This is a genomic window from Nocardia sp. NPDC059229 (assembly GCF_042754165.1).
In the GTDB taxonomy this organism is placed as follows: Bacteria; Actinomycetota; Actinomycetes; order Mycobacteriales; family Mycobacteriaceae; genus Nocardia.
This window is the reverse complement of sequence record NZ_JBHZAK010000011.1, coordinates 256,376-274,851: the sequence shown is the minus strand read 5'-3', so window position 1 is coordinate 274,851 and position 18,476 is coordinate 256,376. Positions and strand designations below refer to the sequence as shown.

20 protein-coding genes are annotated in these 18,476 nt (G+C 69.6%); 8 read left to right on the top strand and 12 right to left on the bottom strand.

The window, feature by feature from the left end:
- Nucleotides 1-124: 124 nt before the first annotated feature.
- The 3 genes from ACFXHE_RS25390 to cofC form a co-directional block, all read right to left on the bottom strand.
- A complete protein-coding gene (locus tag ACFXHE_RS25390) occupies nucleotides 125-1,084 on the bottom strand; it encodes an NUDIX domain-containing protein (protein WP_379386839.1) in 960 nt (319 codons plus the stop codon).
- Nucleotides 1,081-3,285, bottom strand: a complete 2,205-nt coding sequence (locus ACFXHE_RS25385) for an RNA degradosome polyphosphate kinase (protein WP_379386838.1) — start codon at nucleotides 3,283-3,285, stop codon at nucleotides 1,081-1,083. Before ACFXHE_RS25385 ends, ACFXHE_RS25390 begins: the two co-directional genes overlap by 4 nt.
- Nucleotides 3,286-3,347: 62 nt before the next feature.
- Entirely contained in the window at nucleotides 3,348-4,049 is a 702-nt protein-coding gene (gene cofC / locus ACFXHE_RS25380) for a 2-phospho-L-lactate guanylyltransferase (RefSeq protein ID WP_379386836.1), read from the bottom strand.
- 135 nt (nucleotides 4,050-4,184) lie between these two features.
- Between cofC and ACFXHE_RS25375 the strand changes: the two genes are divergently transcribed.
- The 3 genes from ACFXHE_RS25375 to ACFXHE_RS25365 all read left to right on the top strand — a co-directional run bounded on the left by ACFXHE_RS25375 (nucleotide 4,185) and on the right by ACFXHE_RS25365 (nucleotide 6,749).
- A complete protein-coding gene (locus tag ACFXHE_RS25375) occupies nucleotides 4,185-5,180 on the top strand; it encodes an NAD(P)H-dependent glycerol-3-phosphate dehydrogenase (protein WP_379386834.1) in 996 nt (331 codons plus the stop codon).
- 64 nt (nucleotides 5,181-5,244) lie between these two features.
- Nucleotides 5,245-6,342, top strand: coding sequence for a D-alanine--D-alanine ligase family protein (locus ACFXHE_RS25370; protein WP_379386832.1), 1,098 nt, complete (start codon nucleotides 5,245-5,247; stop codon nucleotides 6,340-6,342).
- A gap of 107 nt (nucleotides 6,343-6,449) precedes the next feature.
- Nucleotides 6,450-6,749 carry a DUF6191 domain-containing protein gene (locus ACFXHE_RS25365; protein ID WP_379386830.1) on the top strand — a complete coding sequence of 100 codons (300 nt, stop codon included), beginning with the start codon at nucleotides 6,450-6,452 and terminating at the stop codon, nucleotides 6,747-6,749.
- Nucleotides 6,750-6,797: 48 nt separating this feature from the next.
- Here the strand turns inward: ACFXHE_RS25365 and ACFXHE_RS25360 are convergent, their stop codons facing one another.
- A complete protein-coding gene (locus ACFXHE_RS25360) occupies nucleotides 6,798-7,589 on the bottom strand; it encodes a DUF3515 domain-containing protein (RefSeq protein ID WP_379386829.1) in 792 nt (263 codons plus the stop codon).
- 171 nt (nucleotides 7,590-7,760) lie between these two features.
- Here ACFXHE_RS25360 and ACFXHE_RS25355 point away from each other — a divergent pair, with 171 nt between their 5' ends.
- Genes ACFXHE_RS25355 through ACFXHE_RS25345 form a run of 3 tightly spaced genes read left to right on the top strand, consistent with a single transcriptional unit; the run spans nucleotide 7,761 to nucleotide 9,715 of the window.
- A complete protein-coding gene (locus tag ACFXHE_RS25355) occupies nucleotides 7,761-8,696 on the top strand; it encodes a thiamine-phosphate kinase (RefSeq protein WP_379386827.1) in 936 nt (311 codons plus the stop codon).
- Nucleotides 8,697-8,743: 47 nt separating this feature from the next.
- Complete coding sequence (locus ACFXHE_RS25350) at nucleotides 8,744-9,421, top strand: uracil-DNA glycosylase (protein WP_379386826.1); 678 nt, start codon at nucleotides 8,744-8,746, stop codon at nucleotides 9,419-9,421.
- A gap of 33 nt (nucleotides 9,422-9,454) precedes the next feature.
- Nucleotides 9,455-9,715, top strand: a complete 261-nt coding sequence (locus ACFXHE_RS25345; RefSeq protein WP_356997644.1) for a hypothetical protein — start codon at nucleotides 9,455-9,457, stop codon at nucleotides 9,713-9,715.
- On the opposite strand, the gene ACFXHE_RS25340 is transcribed toward ACFXHE_RS25345, so the two are convergent.
- Nucleotides 9,699-10,235 (bottom strand): GNAT family N-acetyltransferase, encoded by a 537-nt coding sequence (locus ACFXHE_RS25340; protein WP_379386824.1) that lies wholly within the window; start codon nucleotides 10,233-10,235, stop codon nucleotides 9,699-9,701. The genes ACFXHE_RS25345 and ACFXHE_RS25340 overlap by 17 nt on opposite strands.
- Before the next feature lie 73 nt (nucleotides 10,236-10,308).
- Nucleotides 10,309-10,500 carry a 50S ribosomal protein L28 gene (gene rpmB / locus ACFXHE_RS25335; RefSeq protein ID WP_011210730.1) on the bottom strand — a complete coding sequence of 64 codons (192 nt, stop codon included), beginning with the start codon at nucleotides 10,498-10,500 and terminating at the stop codon, nucleotides 10,309-10,311.
- A 339-nt stretch (nucleotides 10,501-10,839) separates the two neighbouring features.
- Between rpmB and ACFXHE_RS25330 the strand changes: the two genes are divergently transcribed.
- Entirely contained in the window at nucleotides 10,840-12,564 is a 1,725-nt protein-coding gene (locus ACFXHE_RS25330; protein ID WP_379386899.1) for a DAK2 domain-containing protein, read from the top strand.
- Nucleotides 12,565-14,835, top strand: coding sequence for an ATP-dependent DNA helicase RecG (gene recG, locus ACFXHE_RS25325; RefSeq protein ID WP_379386822.1), 2,271 nt, complete (start codon nucleotides 12,565-12,567; stop codon nucleotides 14,833-14,835).
- A 4-nt stretch (nucleotides 14,836-14,839) separates the two neighbouring features.
- Here the strand turns inward: recG and ACFXHE_RS25320 are convergent, their stop codons facing one another.
- The 6 genes from ACFXHE_RS25320 to ACFXHE_RS25295 all read right to left on the bottom strand — a co-directional run bounded on the left by ACFXHE_RS25320 (nucleotide 14,840) and on the right by ACFXHE_RS25295 (nucleotide 18,455).
- Nucleotides 14,840-15,565 carry a hypothetical protein gene (locus tag ACFXHE_RS25320; RefSeq protein ID WP_379386820.1) on the bottom strand — a complete coding sequence of 242 codons (726 nt, stop codon included), beginning with the start codon at nucleotides 15,563-15,565 and terminating at the stop codon, nucleotides 14,840-14,842.
- 97 nt (nucleotides 15,566-15,662) lie between these two features.
- A complete protein-coding gene (locus ACFXHE_RS25315; protein WP_379386818.1) occupies nucleotides 15,663-15,884 on the bottom strand; it encodes a DUF397 domain-containing protein in 222 nt (73 codons plus the stop codon).
- Between the two features lie 323 nt (nucleotides 15,885-16,207).
- Nucleotides 16,208-16,579 carry a hypothetical protein gene (locus ACFXHE_RS25310; RefSeq protein ID WP_379386817.1) on the bottom strand — a complete coding sequence of 124 codons (372 nt, stop codon included), beginning with the start codon at nucleotides 16,577-16,579 and terminating at the stop codon, nucleotides 16,208-16,210.
- A 24-nt stretch (nucleotides 16,580-16,603) separates the two neighbouring features.
- Nucleotides 16,604-17,026, bottom strand: a complete 423-nt coding sequence (locus ACFXHE_RS25305) for a roadblock/LC7 domain-containing protein (protein ID WP_379386816.1) — start codon at nucleotides 17,024-17,026, stop codon at nucleotides 16,604-16,606.
- 138 nt (nucleotides 17,027-17,164) lie between these two features.
- A complete protein-coding gene (locus ACFXHE_RS25300; protein ID WP_379386814.1) occupies nucleotides 17,165-18,073 on the bottom strand; it encodes a hypothetical protein in 909 nt (302 codons plus the stop codon).
- Nucleotides 18,063-18,455, bottom strand: a complete 393-nt coding sequence (locus ACFXHE_RS25295) for a hypothetical protein (RefSeq protein ID WP_379386812.1) — start codon at nucleotides 18,453-18,455, stop codon at nucleotides 18,063-18,065. The genes ACFXHE_RS25300 and ACFXHE_RS25295 overlap by 11 nt, the downstream gene beginning before the upstream one ends.
- Nucleotides 18,456-18,476: the final 21 nt, after the last annotated feature.

The following is an 18,476-nucleotide window of genomic DNA, read 5'->3' as shown; positions in this document are numbered from 1 at the left end:
AATCGGCAGTGCGCCGGATGGATTCGGCCGGACAGGGGCCGGTACAGCGACGTTCCAAGGGTTCTCGCCGGGCCGGGCCGTCGGCCGGCGGGGAAAAAGCGCCCGCCGACGGGCCGGAAAGCCGTCAGCCCCGGGGGAGATCGGCCGGGGTGAGAGCGCGGTCGAGATGGTCGGCCGCGATCAGACGGCCGTCGTGGAAGGACAGCACCCAGACGCTGCCCTTGCGATTGCGGGCCGGTGGCAGGCTGATGCCGTCGGCGGCGGCCCACCACTCCAGCAGATCCGGAATCACCTTGCCCTGACTGGAGATCACCCGCACGGTGTCGGCGGAGACCAGGTCGCGGGCGCGTTTGCGGGCGGCATCGGGTGCTGCCGCATAACCGGATTCGGAGAACAGCGGTTCGAGTTCCACGTCCACGCCCAGCTTTTCCGCCAGCGGGGTCACAGTTTGGACACAGCGGTCCGGTGGGGCGGAGAGGATTTCGGCCGCGCCGAAGGCGAGCAGGTTCGGCACCAGGGCGCGAGCCTGTGAGCGACCGGCCTTTTCGAGCGGGCGCAGATCGTCGTCACCGGCGAAACGGTCGCTACGACCGGCCTTGGCGTGCCGCACCAGCAGCAGGGTGGCGGTTTCGGCGGGCTGGCGCAGGAAGTTCCGGACGATGCTGCGGTCCATGGGATAGGACAGGGCGTCCATCACGGTGTCGAGACGGCGCCAGTCCAGGGCGTCGACCTCCAGATTGGATTCGAACTCCCCGTCCAGGACCCGGGCGGCCCAGTAGTCCACTCGCTTGAGCTTGCGATGCCCGGTCACCGGATACGTCACGTGGCCCAGATAGCGGCCCAGGCGCGAATTCAGGCCCGTTTCCTCGGCCACCTCGCGCACGGCCGTGACCACCGGCGTCTCACCGGGATCCAATTTCCCCTTGGGCAGCGACCAGTCGTCGTATTTGGGCCGGTGCACCAGGGCGATCTCGAGCGCGCCATCCGCCGCCGGACGCCACAGCACCGCGCCCGCCGCCAGAATATTGGCGGCGACGCGGGGATCGGCGAAATCGGCGGCAGGATCGAAGTGGGCTGGGCTCACTGGTGCACCGGACGTCGCAGCCGCATCAGGTGCTCCTGGTGATCGCGGATCTGATCGCCGGGGACGTCGGGTCCGGGCTGGGCGGCCCAGCTGCCGTCGGCCTGCAGCACCCAGCAGCGGGTGGCCGGGTGCAGCGCGGAGTCGAACACCTGGCCCAGTTGCTCGGTCAGCTTCGGATCCTTCACCTGCGCCAGCACTTCCACGCGCCGGTCCAGGTTGCGATGCATCATGTCGGCGCTGCCGATCCAGTATTCGTTCTGCGCCTGGAAGTGCAGAACACGCGAATGTTCCAGGAAGCGGCCGAGAATCGAGCGCACCCGGATGTTCTCGCTCATACCCGCCACCCCGGGCCGCAGCCCGCAGATGCCGCGCACCACGATGTCGACCGGCACCCCGGCCTGGGAGGCGCGGTAGAGGGCGTCGATGATCTGCTCGTCGACGATGGCGTTGGCCTTCAGCCGGATTCGCGCCGGTTCGCCCTGCGAGGCCAGCTCGACCTCACGCTCGATGCGTTCGACGATGCCCGCGCGCACGCCGGTCGGGGCGACCAGCAGGTTGCGGTAGTTGGCCTTTCGCGAGTACCCGGTCAGCGAGTTGAACAGGTCGGTGAGGTCCGCGCCGATCTCCGGTGCGGCCGTGAGCAATCCGACGTCCTCGTACAGGCGTGCGGTCTTGGGATTGTAATTACCGGTGCCGATGTGGCAGTAGCGACGGATGGTGGCACCCTCGCGCCGCACCACCAGGCAGGTCTTGCAGTGGGTCTTGAGCCCGACCAGGCCGTAGACCACGTGCACGCCGGCCTGCTCCAGCGCCCGCGCCCATTTGATATTGGCCTGCTCGTCGAAGCGGGCCTTGATCTCGACCAGCGCGACCACCTGCTTGCCCGCCTCGGCGGCGTCGATGAGCGCGTTGACGATGGGGGAGTCACCCGAGGTGCGGTACAGGGTCTGCTTGATGGCCAGCACCTGCGGGTCGGCGGCGGCCTGCTCGATGAACCGCTGCACGCTGGTGGAGAAGGAGTCGTAGGGGTGGTGCACCAGCACGTCGTTCTCGCGCAGGGCGGCGAAAACGTTTCGGGGCGTTTCGCGTTCGCCGAACGCCGGCGGGGTGGCCGGGACGTAGGGGGCGTCCTTGAGGATGGGGCGGTCCACGCCGTAGACCTGCCACAGGCAGGACAGGTCGAGCAGGCCGGGCACCTGGATGACATCGGCCGGGTCCACGTCGAGTTCGCGCAGCAGCAGATCGAGCATGTGCTCGGTCATGTCGTCGGAGACTTCCAGCCGCACCGGGGATCCGAAGCGGCGGCGGGCGAGTTCGCGCTCCAGAGCCTGCAGCAGGTCCTCGTCGCGGTCCTCCTCGACCTCCAGGTCGGCATTGCGGGTGATCCGGAACGAATGCTGTTCCACCACTTCCATTCCCGGGAACAGCTGATCCAGATGCGCCGCGATCAGCTCCTCCATGGGGAGGAAGGCGGCCAGGGAGGGGCCTTGTGCCGCAGCGGAATCGCGGCTCGAGGCGGTATTGCCGGTCGCGACCCTGCGGACCCGGACGAAGCGATCCACATTGTCGGGCACCTTGACCCGGGCGAAGTGCTCACCGCCGGTGACCGAATCCTTCACCGTCACGGCGAGATTCAGGCTCAGGCCACTGATGTAGGGGAACGGGTGGGCCGGGTCGACCGCCAGCGGGGTCAGCACCGGGAAGACCTGATCCTGGAAATATCCGGACAGGCGCTGCCGCTCGGTGTCCTCCAGGTCGGCCCAGCGGATGATGGCGATGCCCTCGGCGGTCAGCGCGGGCAGCACCTGGTCCAGGAAGACGCGGGCGTGGCGCTCACCGATCTCCTGGGTGCGCACGGCGATCATCTCGAGCTGCTCGGTGGGGGAGAGGCCGTCGGCGGACCGCACCGACAGTCCGGTTTCCGCGCGGCGCTTCAGACCGGCCACCCGGACCATGTAGAACTCGTCCAGATTCGAGGCGAAAATGGCGAGGAATTTGGCGCGCTCGAGCAGCGGCTGGGAATGGTCCTCGGCGAGGGCGAGGACGCGGGCGTTGAAATCGAGCCAGCTGAGTTCCCGATTGACGTAGCGGTCCGCCGGGAGCGGCGCTATGGCGGTGGGCGGTGTGGTTGCCGCGGGCGGCGCCGCCGGTAGTAGCGGCGATTGCTTGACGGTATCCGTATCGCTCACTCTCACGATCATTCCTTATGTCGCGGGTGGGGTGCCGAACTGGCACCATCCATTGCAGCGCAGATCACGCCGCGTCAGCACAGTGAGGACCCAGCTCGTCGCAGATCTTCGGTTGCTCGACACGCCTGCGACACGCCGATTTCACGCAACAGCGCGCCGGTGGCCGTCCCGACCCCGAGCGCGGCGGCGCGCTCGAGATCCGCGGCGGTGTCGACGTCCTGCCGCAGCCCGGGCCAGTTGCCCAGCAACTCCACCGCGCCGCCGGCGATGTGACGGCGGGCGGAGTCCGGACCGAAAAGCGGGTTCAGCGCGGCGGATCCGCCGCGCACCAGCAGGGCGACGGTGCCGCTGCCCTCGTGATCGGCGACCACCGAGCGCTGATGCCCGGTGCTCGCCAGCATGTCGCAGAGTTCGGCCGGGCGCAGCGCGGGCAGATCCGCTTGCAGGGCAAGCAGATCGACCGGGCCGTGGGCCTTTCGCACCGCGGCCGCGCCAGCGGCCAGGGCGGCGTTCAGTCCGCTGGTGTGCGGCGGGATCGCGGCGGGTTCGGGATGGACCGTCGCGCCCAGGTCGCGCACCAGATCGGCGACCGCCGGATCCGGGGTCACCACCGTCACCGAGGCGACCCCGCGGGCGGCGGCCGCGGCGGTCACCGTGTCCGACAACATGGCCAGCACCAGGCGCGGCCGCTGATGCGCGGGCAGCCCATCGGACAACCGACTCTTGGCGAGTCCGAGACTCTTGACCGCGATGACCGCGTGCACGGCTGTGTTCACTGTGCCCTCCGCTCCGCTCCGGCCGCGCGCATGCCCGAATCCTCCCACTCCAAGATGACGGCCGTGTGAGCGGCGTCGAATTCCAGGAGATGCCACAACGGCATGGCTCCGATCACACACGCATATATTGAGCAGATGGCAAGGGCAGCGGTGTTGGGCGCGGGGTCGTGGGGGACCGCGTTCGCGAAGGTGTTGGCGGAGGCGGGAACCGAGACCATCGTGTGGGCTCGACGGCCGGAGGTGGCCAAAGTGCTTGCCACCGAGCATCGCAATCCCTGGTATCTGCCCGATGTGGCGTTGCCGCCCCTGGCCGCGACCGATGATCCCGCGGTCGCGCTGGACGGTGCCGACATCGTGGTGCTGGCGGTGCCCTCGCAGTCGCTGCGCGCCAATCTCGCGGCCTGGAAGGACCTCATCCCGGCCGACGCCACGCTGCTGAGTCTGGCCAAGGGCATCGAGACCGGCACCCTGCTGCGGATGAGTCAGGTCGTCGCGGAGGTCAGCGGCGCGGATCCGAGCCGGATCGCGGTGCTGTCGGGCCCGAACCTGTCGCACGAGATCGCGGCCGGTCAGCCCGCCGCGACCGTGGTGGCCTGCCCGGACGTGGCGCGGGCCGAGGCGGTCCAGCACGCCTGCGCCACCGGCTATTTCCGGCCCTACACCAATTCCGATGTGATCGGCTGCGAGATCGGCGGCGCCTGCAAGAACGTGATCGCGCTGGCCTGCGGTATCGCCTCGGGGATGGGGTTGGGTGACAACTCGATCGCCACCCTCATCACCCGCGGGCTGGCCGAGATCATCCGGCTCGGGGTGGCCGTGGGCGCGGAACCGGTCACCTTCGCGGGGCTGGCGGGTGTCGGCGATCTGGTGGCCACCTGCACCTCGCCGCTCTCGCGCAATCGCTCCTTCGGGCACGCGCTGGGTGCGGGCGGCACCATGGAGACCGCGCTGGACGCCACTCATGGCCAGGTCGTGGAGGGTGTGAAGTCCTGCACATCGGTGCGGGCGCTGGCCGCGGCGCACGGGGTGGAAATGCCGCTCACCAATGCCGTGCACCAGGTGTGCCACGAGGGGCTGTCGGCGGCCGAGGCGGTCGGGCAGTTGCAGGGTCGCCGCCTGAAATCGGAATGACCCGTCCCTGGTCGGGATGACCGTGTAACACTGCCGCCATATTCGACCGGGTACGGTTCGGGGCATGACCAACAGGACCAGGGTGGCGGTGGTGTTCGGCGGCCGCAGCAACGAGCACGGGGTGTCGTGTGTCTCGGCACGCACCGTGCTGGCGAGCCTCGATCCCGAACGGTACGAGGCGGTTCCGATCGGCATCACGCGCGACGGCACCTGGGTGCTCGGCGACGCGGATCCGCGGGCGCTGTCCGCGCAGGATCGGGCGCTACCCGCGGTCGACGAACAGGGCACCGCGCTGGCGCTGACCGCCGATCCCTCGCGCGGCGGCGCGCTGGTGCCGCTGGACGGCGCCGACACCGTGCTGGGCGCCGTGGACGTGGTGTTCCCGGTGCTGCACGGCGCCTTCGGTGAGGACGGCACCCTGCAGGGTCTGCTGGAGCTGGCCGAGCTGCCCTATGTGGGTCCGGGCGTGCTGGCCAGCGCGGCCGGGATGGACAAGGAGTTCACCAAGAAACTCCTTGCGGCCGAAGGTCTTCCGATCGGTGTGCAGGTGGTGCTGCGGCCCGGCGTGGCGACGGTCACCGACGCCGACCGGGCCCGCCTGGCGCTGCCGGTCTTCGTGAAGCCCGCCCGCGGCGGGTCGTCCATCGGCATCACCAAGGTGGACAGCTGGGACGAGCTCGACGCCGCCATCGAGACCGCGCGCCGCCACGACCCGAAGGTGATCGTGGAGGCCGGCATCGTCGGCCGCGAAGTCGAGTGCGGCGTACTGGAATTCCCGGACGGCCGGGTGGAAGCCAGTGTGGTGGCCGAGATCCGGATGCCCGAGGACGACGCCGAGGCGCCCGACTTCTACGATTTCGACACCAAGTACCTCGACGACGTCTGCGAGTTCGACGTCCCCGCCAAGCTGAACGACGATGTGTCCCAGCAGATCCGGGAACTGGCGGTGCAGGCCTTCCGGGCGCTGGACTGCCAGGGCCTGGCCCGCGTCGACTTCTTCGTGACCGCCGACGGTCCGGTCATCAACGAGATCAACACCATGCCCGGGTTCACCGCCATCTCCATGTACCCGCGCATGTGGGAGGCCACCGGCATCGACAACCGGACGCTGGTGAGCACCCTCATCGAGACGGCTCGCGCGCGCGGCACCGGCCTGCGCTGACCGCATCTCCGGCGGCCCGGTTCATCAATTCGGATGAGGGACCGGGCCGTTCGCATGCGACCTGCGGGTGACGGCGGCCGCCTCGGGCAGGGCGTAGCCTCGATCAGGTGATCGTGGCTCTGACGATTCCCGGCCTGGCCCTGCTGATCATCGCGGTGGCCTTCGCCGATGTGGCCTACCGCAGGGTGACCGGGCGCACCGCGCTGCCGTGGATGCGGGCCGAGGATGGCGACCGCAGCGCGGCGGCCATCGGCCTGGAGCAGTTCGACGCGGCATTCAACTCGGCCAAGCGGCACGAGATGGAGCAGCGGCAGTCGGTGCTGATGCACCGGGAGAACCCGGGCGACGGGGACGAGGGTGCGGAGATCGACCTCACGGCCGGGAAGGCCACGCTCCGCAAGCTCTGACGGATGGAGCGAGCACCGGCAGATATATATCTGCCGGACCGGCCGCCGTCAGTTCGGGATCGGGTTCGGGTCGATCGGCTTCTGCGGGATCGTCTGCTGGATGGCCGCCGAAATGTCCTGCAGCGGAGCGGGTCCGGCATTGTCGGGCATGGTCAGCGCGATATAGATGCCACGGTCCACCGCCCAGTAGGTGCCGGAGGTGACACCGCTGGTCTGGTCACGCACCTCGAACCAGTTGACGCCCGAGTCGCCATTGACCGCTTTGCTGGTCTGGATCTGGTTCATGCTCGAGGACTTGACGAATTCCAGCGGCCGATCCAGGCCGCAGCGCACCACGATGGCGTCGCCGCCGTCCGGCAGCTGCCAGGCGTGCGTGGCGGGCGGCGCGGGCTGCACCAGCTCGGAGGTGGTGTAGTCGCCGATCTTGTCGGGCAGCGCGGGCATCAGGGCGGTGCACTCCGGGCCGGACGCGGTGGGCGCGGGCACGGCGCCCAGCACCAGCGGGTCGCGGCTGTGATGACGATTGGCCAGTACACCCATGACGAGCAGTCCGACGACCAGCGCGACCGGGAGGGCGACGGCGGTGGCGATGAGAGCCGGCGAGCGGCGGACCTCATAGTCCTCGTCCGAGTCCTGGCTCGCGGCAGCCTCTTCAACGGCGTCGGAATCCTTCGACTTCGCAGCCTCCGAGTCCTCCGACTTCGCGGCGTCTGCGGTCTCCGCCGCCGTGGCGTCCGTGGCCTCCGCCGTGGCGTCGGCAGGCTTCGCCGCGTCGGCTTCGGTCGCGTCGGTGCGCTCCGGCGTGGTGTCCGGTTCGGTGCCGCGGGTGTCGTTGCTCATCCGGTCGTCGGTCCCCGATCGTGGCGTGCCGGGCACGCGTCCCGGCTGCTGGTCGTCGATTGCGGGTTCGAGGGTACCGTCGAGCGGTCAGGCGTCCGCATCACACTCGTCCCGAAGGAGACCGCCATCACCGCCAGCAGCAGGCCGCAGTCCGTTCCGGCCGCCCGCACCGTGGGCGAGCTCGGGGAATTCGGGCTCATCGCGCTGGTGAACCAGGGGCGGACGCAGACGCCGGGGGTGCTGCTCGGTCCGGGCGACGACGCGGCGGTGATCGCCGCGCCCGAGGGCCGGTTCGTGGTGACCACCGACATGCTGGTGCAGGACCGGCACTTCCGCACCGACTGGTCGAGCGCGCACGATATCGGCCGCAAGGCCATTGCCCAGAACGCCGCGGACGTGGTCGCCATGGGCGCGGTGCCCAGCGCCTTCGTGGTGGGCCTGGGCTGCCCGTCGGACACCCCGGTCGAATTCGTGCGCGCGCTGGCGGACGGCCTGTGGGCCGAGGCCGGGCGGGCCGGGGCCTCCATCGCGGGCGGCGACATGGTGCGCAGCCCGCTGCTGATCATTTCGGTGACGGCGTTCGGCGATCCACGCCGCGCGCCCATCAAGCTGTCGGGTGCGCGGCCGGGCGATGTGGTGGCGGTGGCCGGGAGGCTGGGCTGGTCGGCCGCGGGGCTGGCGGTGCTGACGGCCGGGGCCGACGCCGCCGAGTTCGCGGACGCGGTTGCCGCGCACCGGGTTCCGCGGCCGCCGTACGACGCGGTGCTGGAGCTGCCGGACACCGCGGAGATCACCGCGCTGACCGATGTGTCGGATGGGCTGCTCGCCGATCTCGGGCATATCGCCGAATCCTCCGGTGTGGCCATCGATCTGGCGGCGGCGACGCTGGCCGATCCCGGACTGGCGGCGGTGGGGAAGGCGCTGGGCGTCAACCCCCTCGACTGGATTCTGGCGGGCGGCGAGGATCACGCATTCGCAGCGACTTTCGCCGATTCGGGCGATTTGCCGGAGGGATGGGTGCGCATCGGACAGGTCCGCGCAGGCGCGGGCGTCACCGTCGACGGCACCCTCCGGTCCGGACCGGCCGGTTGGGAATCCTTCGCATAGCCGGGTCCGGTACCGCAATGAAACTCGACACGATAAGTTTTCCCGACATGGGTGCGAAACCACTGTCGGAAGTCATCGATACGGGCTGGGCCGAGGCCCTCGAGCCGGTGACCGACCGCATTGCCGCGATGGGTGAATTCCTGCGAACCGAAAACGCCGAGGGGCGTGGCTATCTCCCGAAGGGGGAGAACGTGCTGCGGGCCTTCCAGCGGCCGTTCGACAAGGTACGGGTCCTCATCGTCGGCCAGGATCCGTATCCGACTCCGGGCCATCCGGTGGGGCTGAGTTTCTCGGTGGCTCCGGATGTTTCGCCCATTCCGCGCAGCCTGTCGAACATCTACTCGGAGTACTCCAAGGATCTCGGCTTCCCGACACCGTCCAACGGTGATCTGTCGCCGTGGTGCGATCAGGGGGTGCTGATGCTGAACCGAGTGCTGACCGTGCAGCCGGGCCAGCCGGCCTCGCATCGCGGCAAGGGCTGGGAAGCGGTGACCGAGCAGGCAATTCGCGCGCTCGTGGCCCGGGACCAGCCGCTGGTGGCGATTCTGTGGGGCCGCGACGCCTCGACATTGAAGCCCATGCTGGGCAGCACTCCGTACATCGAATCCGTTCATCCCTCACCGCTGTCGGCTTCACGAGGATTCTTCGGTTCTCGGCCTTTCTCCCGAACCAACGAATTGCTGGGTACCCTAGGGGCCGCGCCGGTGGACTGGCGTCTGCCGTAGCGCTGATCCGTTACCTGATTCAGGAGCATGTGTATGCAGAAGAAGACTGCCCGTGGTGTTTTCGTCGCGCTGGCCGCGGGTGCGGCGCTGGCCGCGGCCCCGGCCGCCGCGAACGCCGAGCCGTTGACGCTGGACCCGTACGTCCCCGATGCGAAGACCACCACGGTCACCCCGGTCGGCAGCCTGCTCGACACCAACAGCGTGAGCGGCCTGTCGTCGAACGTGACCTCGCGCCTGGCGTGCGTGGTGCAGTCGATCAGCCAGCAGGTGGACTGCATCAACGGCGCGGCGTGATCCCGGGCGTCGGGCGCCGGTCCTCGTCGCGCGGCGCCCGGCGCACCATCCGCACCTGCATTGCGGGACTGAAGGCTTCGACTCGGCGTTCCCCGTCGAGTTCGAAGCCGTACTTCTTGTAGAAGGCCTGCGCGCGAGGGTTCTCCTCGAACACCCAGAGTGAGGTTTCGGCGTCGTCCGGCAGCACCGTGCGCATCAGCTCGTCGGCGAGGCCGGTGCCGTAGTAGGCGGCACGCACATACATGGCATTGAGTTCCCGTGGCGTGGGCGAGTTCTCCTCGGCCGCGGGGCCGGCGGCCGCGAATCCGACGACGGTGTCGTCGACGACGGCGACCCACACGTGCCCCGGATACTTCACCCGGACCCGGTCCCAGGCCGCGGCGCGCCGATCCACATCGAAGGCATCCAGCACGTGCTGGGGGATCAGGCCCTGATACGCCTCACGCCAGCAGGCGACGTGGCAGGCGCCGAGACTGTGGGCGTGCTCGGCCCCGAGCGGGACCACCCGCCATTCGCTCATGCGTCCTCCCACTGCAGACAAAAGCCCCGGATCACCCAATTCCGGGTGCCGGGGCTTCTGTGGAAAAACTGATTCAGCCGCGAACGACCTTGCCCGCCTTCAGGCAGGAGGTGCAGACGTTCATGCGGCGGGTGTTGCCGGGGGCAACCTGGGCGCGCACGGTCTGGATGTTCGGGTTCCAGCGACGGTTGGTGCGCCGGTGCGAGTGCGAAACCGACTTACCGAAGCCGGGGCCCTTGGCGCAGACGTCACAGACGGCAGCCATAGTCGCGAGCTCCTTCATGTCATAGTGGGACGCGCTGCACGGTGCACAGCGTGTCCGAAAGCCTGATGTCTTGGACGTACCTACCAGCAAATTGCTGGTGAACGCGGGCCGATACCTGAGAGGGCAGGACCGTGCCTGCGTGAGGCAACCGCACAAGAGTAGCCAACCCCGCCCGGGCGTGTCCAATCAGCCCCCGGGCACGGTTCCGTGTGCGGCGTACGAATGCCAGGTGGCGGCGTGGTGTCGGTTGCCCCGACTAGGCTGGCGGCCGGGATTCCACGACGCGAGAGGACGGTGACGGTGCCCGGGGTAGCGGACGCGTTCGACGGTCACGAGGGCCTGGATGGAACTGCCCTGCTGAGGTGGGGCCGGCTCGCCCTGACCGCCCTGGAACGCCACCGGGACGAGATCAACGCCCTCAATGTCTTCCCCGTCGCCGACTCCGACACCGGCACCAATCTGCTCAGCACCATGCGGGCAGCCGTCAGCGGTGCCGAGGCAGTGCGCACGAACGAACCAGGGGTGCGCACGAACGAGCCGGCAGTGCGTACGAACGAGCCGGAGCTGTCCGCTCGGGCGGTTGCCACGGCCATGGCCAGAGCGGCGACCATCGGAGCGCGGGGCAACTCGGGGATCATCCTGTCCCAGGTGCTACGCGGGATAGCGGACGCGGTGGCCGCGGGGCCGCTGACGGAGCAGGCGCTGCGGGAGGCGTTACGGCAGGCCGCGCGGCTGGTACGGGAGGCGCTGAGTTCGCCGGTCGAGGGGACCATGCTCACGGTGCTGGAGCGGGCTGCCGAGCGGGCTGCCGACTGTTCGGAGCGGGATCTGGTCGCGGTGGCGCTGGCGGCGGCCGATGGAGCGGCCAAGGCGTTGGGGGAGACGCCCACCCAACTGGGGGTACTGCGCGAGGCCGGGGTGGTGGACGCCGGGGCGCGCGGATTGCTGGTGCTGCTGGACGAATTGGTGGCGGCGGCCGGTGGGAGCGCGCCGGCGCGACCGGCTTACCGGCGCGGCGCACCGGAACAACACGGGGTGAGCGCCACGGGCGAGCTCGACGCGGACGCTCCGGGCGCGGGGCTCGGGACAGCTGCCGGAGCGGCATCGAATCCGGTTGTCGCGGTGGCGAATTCGGCTGCGAGCGGATCGTTCGGCCGGGCGGGGGTGGCCGCGCCGCACTACGAGGTCATGTTCCTGGTGCGCGGGACCGACGAGGAGCGGATCGGCGCCCTGCGGGATCGGCTCGGCGCGCTGGGGGATTCGGTGGTCGTCGTGGGTGACGGGTCGCAGACCTGGTCGGCGCACGTGCACTGCGCCGATGCGGGGGCGGCGGTCGAGGCCGGGCTCGAGACGGGGGCGCTGAGCGGGATTCGTATCGAGACGCTGACCGTGTCCACCCATGCCCCCGGCGGGACGGATCGGGCGATTCTGGCGGTGGCGGCCGGGGCGGGTGCGGTGCGGCTGTTCGAGGACGCGGGCGCTGTGGTGCTGGAGGGCGACGTGACGGCGGACGTGCTCCTCGAAGCGATTCGCGCGGTCCGGCAGCGGGAGGTACTGGTGCTGCCGAACGGAGCGCTACCCGCGCACGAGCTGGTGGCGGTGAGTGTGGCGGCGCGGGACGGGCAGCGGGAGGTGCTGATGCTGCCGTGCGGGTCGATGGTGCAGGGGCTGGCGGCGCTGGCCATGCACGATACGGGGCGGGCCGCGGCGGACGACGCCTTCGCCATGTCGGAGGCGGCGGCCGGGACACGATGGGGGGCTTTGCGAATGGCGCCGGAGCGGGCGCTGACCATGGTGGGGATGTGCGAGGCGGGGGACGGGCTCGGCCTGGTGGGCCACGATGTGGTGGTGATCGATCCGGATGTGCGGGCGGCGGGGCGCACGCTGCTGGACCGGATGCTCGGGCTGGGCGGTGAATTGGTGACCATGCTCATCGGATGCGATGCGCCGGAAGGGCTTTCCGCTGATCTGGCCGGGCATGTGGCCGCGGGTTTCCCGGGTGTGGAAGTGGTGGTGTACCCGGGCGGGCAGGCCGGTGACCTGGTGCAGATCGGGGTGGAATAGATGGCGACACTGGCGGATCGGCTCGACCACGTGCTCGGGGTGAAGGCGGCCGAGGGGCTGCAGGAGCACTTCGACATGCAGACCGTGGAGGACCTGCTACGGCACTATCCGCTGCGCTACGCCACCCAGGGGCAGCCGCTCACCGAGGAGGCGCCCGAGGAGGGTCAGCACATCACGGTGATGGGGCGGATCACCAAGACCGAGCTGCGGCCCATGAAGAATCGGCGCGGCAGCCTGCTCAAGGTGAACCTGGACACCGGTGGCGCGCGCCCGGTGGAGATCACCTTCTTCAATGGCGACAAGGTGCGCTATCTGGTGAAAGAGGGTGTGCGGGCGATGATGTCGGGCACCGTGCACTGGTGGCGGCCCGACCGCTGGAACCTCTCGCACCCGGACTATCTGATCCTGCCGGAAAAGGGTGACGGGTCGATCGAGAGCCTCACCACGGTGCGCGGCGGCGGTGCGCTGCGCGGCCTGGCGCAGAGCGCGAAAGGCGCGGGGGGAGTGGATGTCTCGTTCTTCGAGCGCGAATTCATCCCGGTGTACCCGGCGACCGCCAAGGTGCAGAGCTGGGATCTGCTGCGCTGCATCCGCCAGGTGCTCGACCAGCTCGACCCCATCGACGATCCGCTGCCGGAAGCGCTGCGGACCGAGCGCGCGCTGTTGCCGGTCTCCGACGCGCTGCGCCTGATCCACCTACCCGAGCACAAGGCCGATATCGAAGCCGCCCGCGGCCGTTTGCGTTTCGACGAGGCGATGGCCCTGCAGCTGGTGCTGGCCGAGCGCCGCCATCAGGTGGAGGGCCGGGCGGCCAAGTCGTGCCCGCCGCGCACCGACGGCATCGCGGCCGCCTTCGACAAGCGGCTGCCGTTCGAGCTGACCGAGGGGCAGCGCACGGTCATCGACGAGATCTCCGCCGACCTGTCGCGCAGCCATCCCATGCACCGGCTGCTCCAGGGTGAGGTGGGTTCGGGCAAGACCATCGTGGCCCTGCACGCCATGCTGCAGGTGGTGGACAACGGCCAGCAGTGCGCGCTGCTCGCGCCAACGGAAGTTCTTGCGGCGCAGCACTATCGGTCCTTGACGAAGATGCTCGGCGATCTCGGGAACGCGGGGGAGCTGGGCGCGGCCGACCAGGCCACCAAGGTGGTGCTGGTGACCGGCTCCATGTCGGCGGGCCAGAAGAAGGCGGCCCTGCTGGACGCGGTCACCGGCGAGGCGGGCCTGGTGATCGGCACGCACGCCCTGATCCAGGACAATGTGGAGTTCTTCGATCTGGGCATGGTGGTGGTCGACGAGCAGCATCGTTTCGGCGTGGAGCAGCGGGATGCCCTGCGCGCCAAGGCCAAGGACGCCGCCAGCCCGCACCTGCTGGTCATGACGGCCACCCCGATTCCGCGCACCATCGCCATGACCACGCTGGGCGATCTGGAAACCTCGGTGCTGACCCAGCTTCCGCGCGGCCGCTCCCCGATCACCTCGAAAGTCGTTCCCGCCAAGGTGAAACCGGCGTGGGTGGATCGGGCGTGGGAGCGCATCGGCGAGGAGGTGGCGCAGGGGCGTCAGGCCTATGTGGTGTGCTCGCGCATCGGCGACGAGGAGGAGAACGGAAAGGGCAAGGGCCGCAAGGCGAAAGCCGAGGAGGAGAAGGAGGGGCCGACCACCCACTCGGCGGTCGACATGTACGAGATGCTCGGCTCCGGGGCCTTCAAGGAGCTGCGGGTGGGCCTGCTGCACGGTCGGCTGCCGGCCGATGAGAAGGACCGCGTCATGCGCGCCTTCAATGACGCCGAGATCGATGTGCTGGTGTGCACCACGGTGGTCGAGGTCGGTGTCGACGTCCCGAATGCCACGGTCATGGTGATCGTGGACGCGGATCGTTTCGGCGTGAGCCAGCTGCATCAGCTGCGCGGCCGCGTCGGCCGGGGCAAGCATGCGGGCCTGTGCCTGCTCATCACCGAGACCAATCCGATGGGAACGGCCATGGCCCGGTTGGAGGCGGTCGCGGGCACCACCGACGGCTTCGAACTGGCCGTGCTGGATCTGCGGCAGCGCCGCGAGGGCGATGTGCTGGGCTCGGCGCAGTCGGGCACGGCCCGCAGCCTGCGCCTGCTGTCGCTGCTCGACGACCTCGAAGTCATCACGGCCGCACAGCAGCTGGCGCGTGAGATCGTCGAGTCCGATCCGGGCCTGCGGAACCATCCCGGCCTGGCGAGCATGATGCGCGCGGCCGTGGACGGCGAACGCCTGGAGTATCTGGCCAAGTCCTGACGGCTCAGCCGTCCGTGGGCTCCGGGGTCAGCTGCGCCAGTTCGTTCCACCGGGCGAGTTCTTCGTCGTGCGAACCGGTGAGCGTGGCCTCGGTGACGTCGACCGCGGCCGCGTCATCGCTGTCGCCGTCGCGGGTGAGCAGCAGCAGCGGCCAGGTGGGCCGGCCGGGCTCGGTCCCGTCGAACGGCTGCCAGGTCCAGGGTCCGCCGAAGCGCCACACGCACCCGCCGGCGTCGGCGACCTCGTCGCCGATCTCCAGGAAGGCGTATGGGCGGAACCGTAATTCGACGCGCCGGGGGATGTCGTCCTCGGGGTCGAACGCGGCGCCCTGATCGTCGAGCTCCGGATCGAAGGACTGTCCCGCGCGCAGGTAGACGACCTCCCGCCGCGGCCGCGGCAGCCACCCCGTCACGCGCGGTGGATCGAAGTGCCGCACGGCGGCGACGTGGACGACGGTCGGCGGAATCCCGATGCGGCAGTCGGCCTCGGCAGCGAGTTCCCCGGCGGCGGGCTGGATCCGGAACACTTCCCGTTCCCATCCGGGCGCGTCCGGCCCGGCCGCCACCGCCACCACGCCGTTCCACCGCACTCCGTCGCTCGCCGGATCCACGGCCCACCACGGCCATTCGACGAAGACGTCGTTCGCCGTCACCTCGGTTACCCGCGCCGCGGTGAACGGACAGGACAGCTCGAGGATGTCGCCAACCCGGTATTCGAACGCCACAGCCACCGAACCTAACCCGTTCCCACCCCCGCCGTCGCATTCCGCGGGACCGGCCGGTCTCGAGTACCGATGGCGGACGGGTGGGTGCGGCGCGTCCGGAAAGTCAGCCGGCGGCGGGGAATTCGTCGGCCTTCACGCCCTGGATGAAGGCTTCCCACTCCCGGACCGTGAAGAGCAGCACCGCGCCGTTGCTGCCTTCCTTGCTGTGCGCGACCACGATGCCGCGGCCGGGCCAGTAGCCGACCTGGACGCAGCTGCCATGGGGGCCGCCGGCCGCGCTCGTCCGCAGTTGGAGTCCAGCGGGCAGATCTGCCTGGGTGATCATGAGGGCGGTTCCTTTCGTCCTTTCACAGGTCGGGTCGGACGCGAGGCGAGGAAGAGCAGCCGGGGTCCACGATGCGGGACAGCGCCGTCTGGCATCGGCTGAACGAATGCGAACACGGGGTCCGGAGACGGCCGGATGACCGATTGTTCGACGGTGTTCACACTACCGGGTAGCCGCTGGGTGCGCGCCCGATCGATTGCAAATCGGTGACCCGTCATGGGGATTCAAGATCGACGGCTCGCCATGGGTACAGACACGTTCGCCCGCACGGAATTCGGCGATGCCGTCCGTACGGGCGAACAGGGATGCTGCCGGGCGGATTCTCACACTTCGAGGTCCTCCTCGATGCCCTTGAGGCGGTGCCGGGCCATGGCCAGGTTGGCGCGGCCGCGGTCCAGGGCGAGATAGAGGAACAGGCCCTTGGATTTACGGCCGGTCATCGGCCGGATGACGTGGTACTGGCCGCTGAGGGTGATGAGGATGTCCTCGATGTTCTCTTTGATGCCCAGTTGATCGATGGTGCGCATCTTGGCTCTGACCACCTCGGTATTGCCGGCCGCGGCGATCTGGAGATCCAGCGCCTTGGAACTGCCGAGCATGCCGAGCGCCATGCCGCTGTTGTAGTCGACCACGGCCGCGCCGATGGCGCCGTCGATCACCATCATGTCCTTCAGTGCGATATCCATGTTGGACATGGGTTTTCCTTTCAATCGGTGTTATCACTTGGGGTTGAGGGTCTGGGTGGGGTCGGCCTCCCCGGTCACCGCCGCGAGGTGGTCGGCGATGGCGCGGGCGGCGGGCCGTGATTCCAGGTGCAGGCGGCCGATATTCGCGCCCGGACGGGCGAGCACGGTGAGCGAGGCGGTCCAGCCGACCGCGTAGATCACCACGTCCCCGGTTTCGCCGTGCACCACCACCTCGTGGAAGCCGCCGCCGTGCGCGGTGGCCGAAAGCCGGTGGGAGAGCGAGAGCTGGGCGGCGGTGAGCGCGGCCATGCCCGCGGGCTCGATGTGCGCGGGCAGATCGTGCGCGATGAGCAGCCCGTCGGTGGACGCCACCAGTGTGCCCGTCAGCTGCGGCACCCGGTCCCGCAGCGACTTCAGCTCGTTGAGTACCTGCGTGTTCGGTTCTGGGCCGGACATCGCCACTTTGGTCAACCTTCCTATCAATTCACCGAGCCGCCTCTTCCGCGCGGTCACGCGTGCTCCTCCAAGGCCGCCTCCCTATCCGTTCGCCGAGCGGTTGTGCCCGTTGTCTCCCACCGGGTGCACCGGCCGCGGTCATGCCAGTTCCTCCAGTGCTGCCCGCAGTCGTATGAGCACGTCCCGGTCGGGCGGCTCCCAGCGGTCGGGGACGGTGACCGCCGCGGCCTGCCGGATGCGGCGGCGCAGCGGGGGCATGGAATCGGCTGCCGCGCTTGCGGGCTGGGCCGGGACGGCCGGTTCCGCGGCACGGTGGCGCGCGCCGGTGCGGTCACCGGGATCGGGGCGGCCGCCGGCGTCGGGCGGGGCCGGCAGGCCGATGTGGTCGGCGAGGGTGACCATGACCGGCGGCTCGATCAGTCCGGCCGCGGTGAGTTCGCGCACCGCCAGCAGACAGCCGTAGGTGGTGCGGCCCAGTTCCTCGGCGATGGCGGTGATGCTGTGCCGGGCGTCGACGGCGGCGAGCACCTCGGCCTGGCCGCCGGTGAGTACGACGCGCCGCCGCCGGACCCGCCGCACCGGCACCACGGCGACCCGGTCGACCAGTTCCACCGGCCACTCGCCCGCGGCCGGGTCGCCGCGCCGGGCGCATTCGTGCAGGAGCGCGCCCGGGGTGATGCGGCAGGCGGCGGCCAGCCAGTGTGGCGGCCCGGCCCGGAATTCCAGCGGCCCGGGCGCGGCCAGCAACATGTAGGCGGCGTCGAAGACCGACAGCAGCGCAAGGGTTTCCAGGCGAAGGCTCGTCAGTAGCCCGCCGGCCGGGCCCGGCCGTGGCCCGCCGGCCGCGGCCGCGCGGGCGCGCCGCCAGCCCTCGGCATCGGTCAGGCCGGCCGTCACCGCCATCCGGTCCAGCCCGGTGGTGCGCCGGCATTCGGCGGCCACGATCGCGCCCTCGACGAGATGAAATGCGCCGTCGCCCACGGTGAGTGCGCCGGTGCCGCATTGCTGCTCCAGCCGCCGTAGTTCGAGGACGAGTTCACTGTCCATGATCGTCCTCGGCAAATTCGGCAAGAATTGCCCGCAGCTGGTATCGCGCCATGGCGAGATTGCCGGTGTCACCGTCGAAGAGGATGTGCACGAAAAGCCGTCCGTCGAAATCGCCGTCGATCAAATTCAGCAGGTGATATCCCTGGGTTCCGCAGACGATGATCTCGGTGATGTCGTCGCCGGCGCGGCCGGTGACCAGTGCCGGGGAGGTGAGCACGGAGCGCACGACATCGGTTGCCGCAGCGGCGTCTTCGTGTTGATCGACCACATCGTGGCGCCCCGCCGCGGCAATGGCCAGGCCGCTCGCGCCGTCTACCAGGGTTACGCTGCATGCACCGGGAATGTCCATGATGCGTTTGAGGCATCCGTCGATACCGACCACTGCGCCACGTTTTTTTCAGGA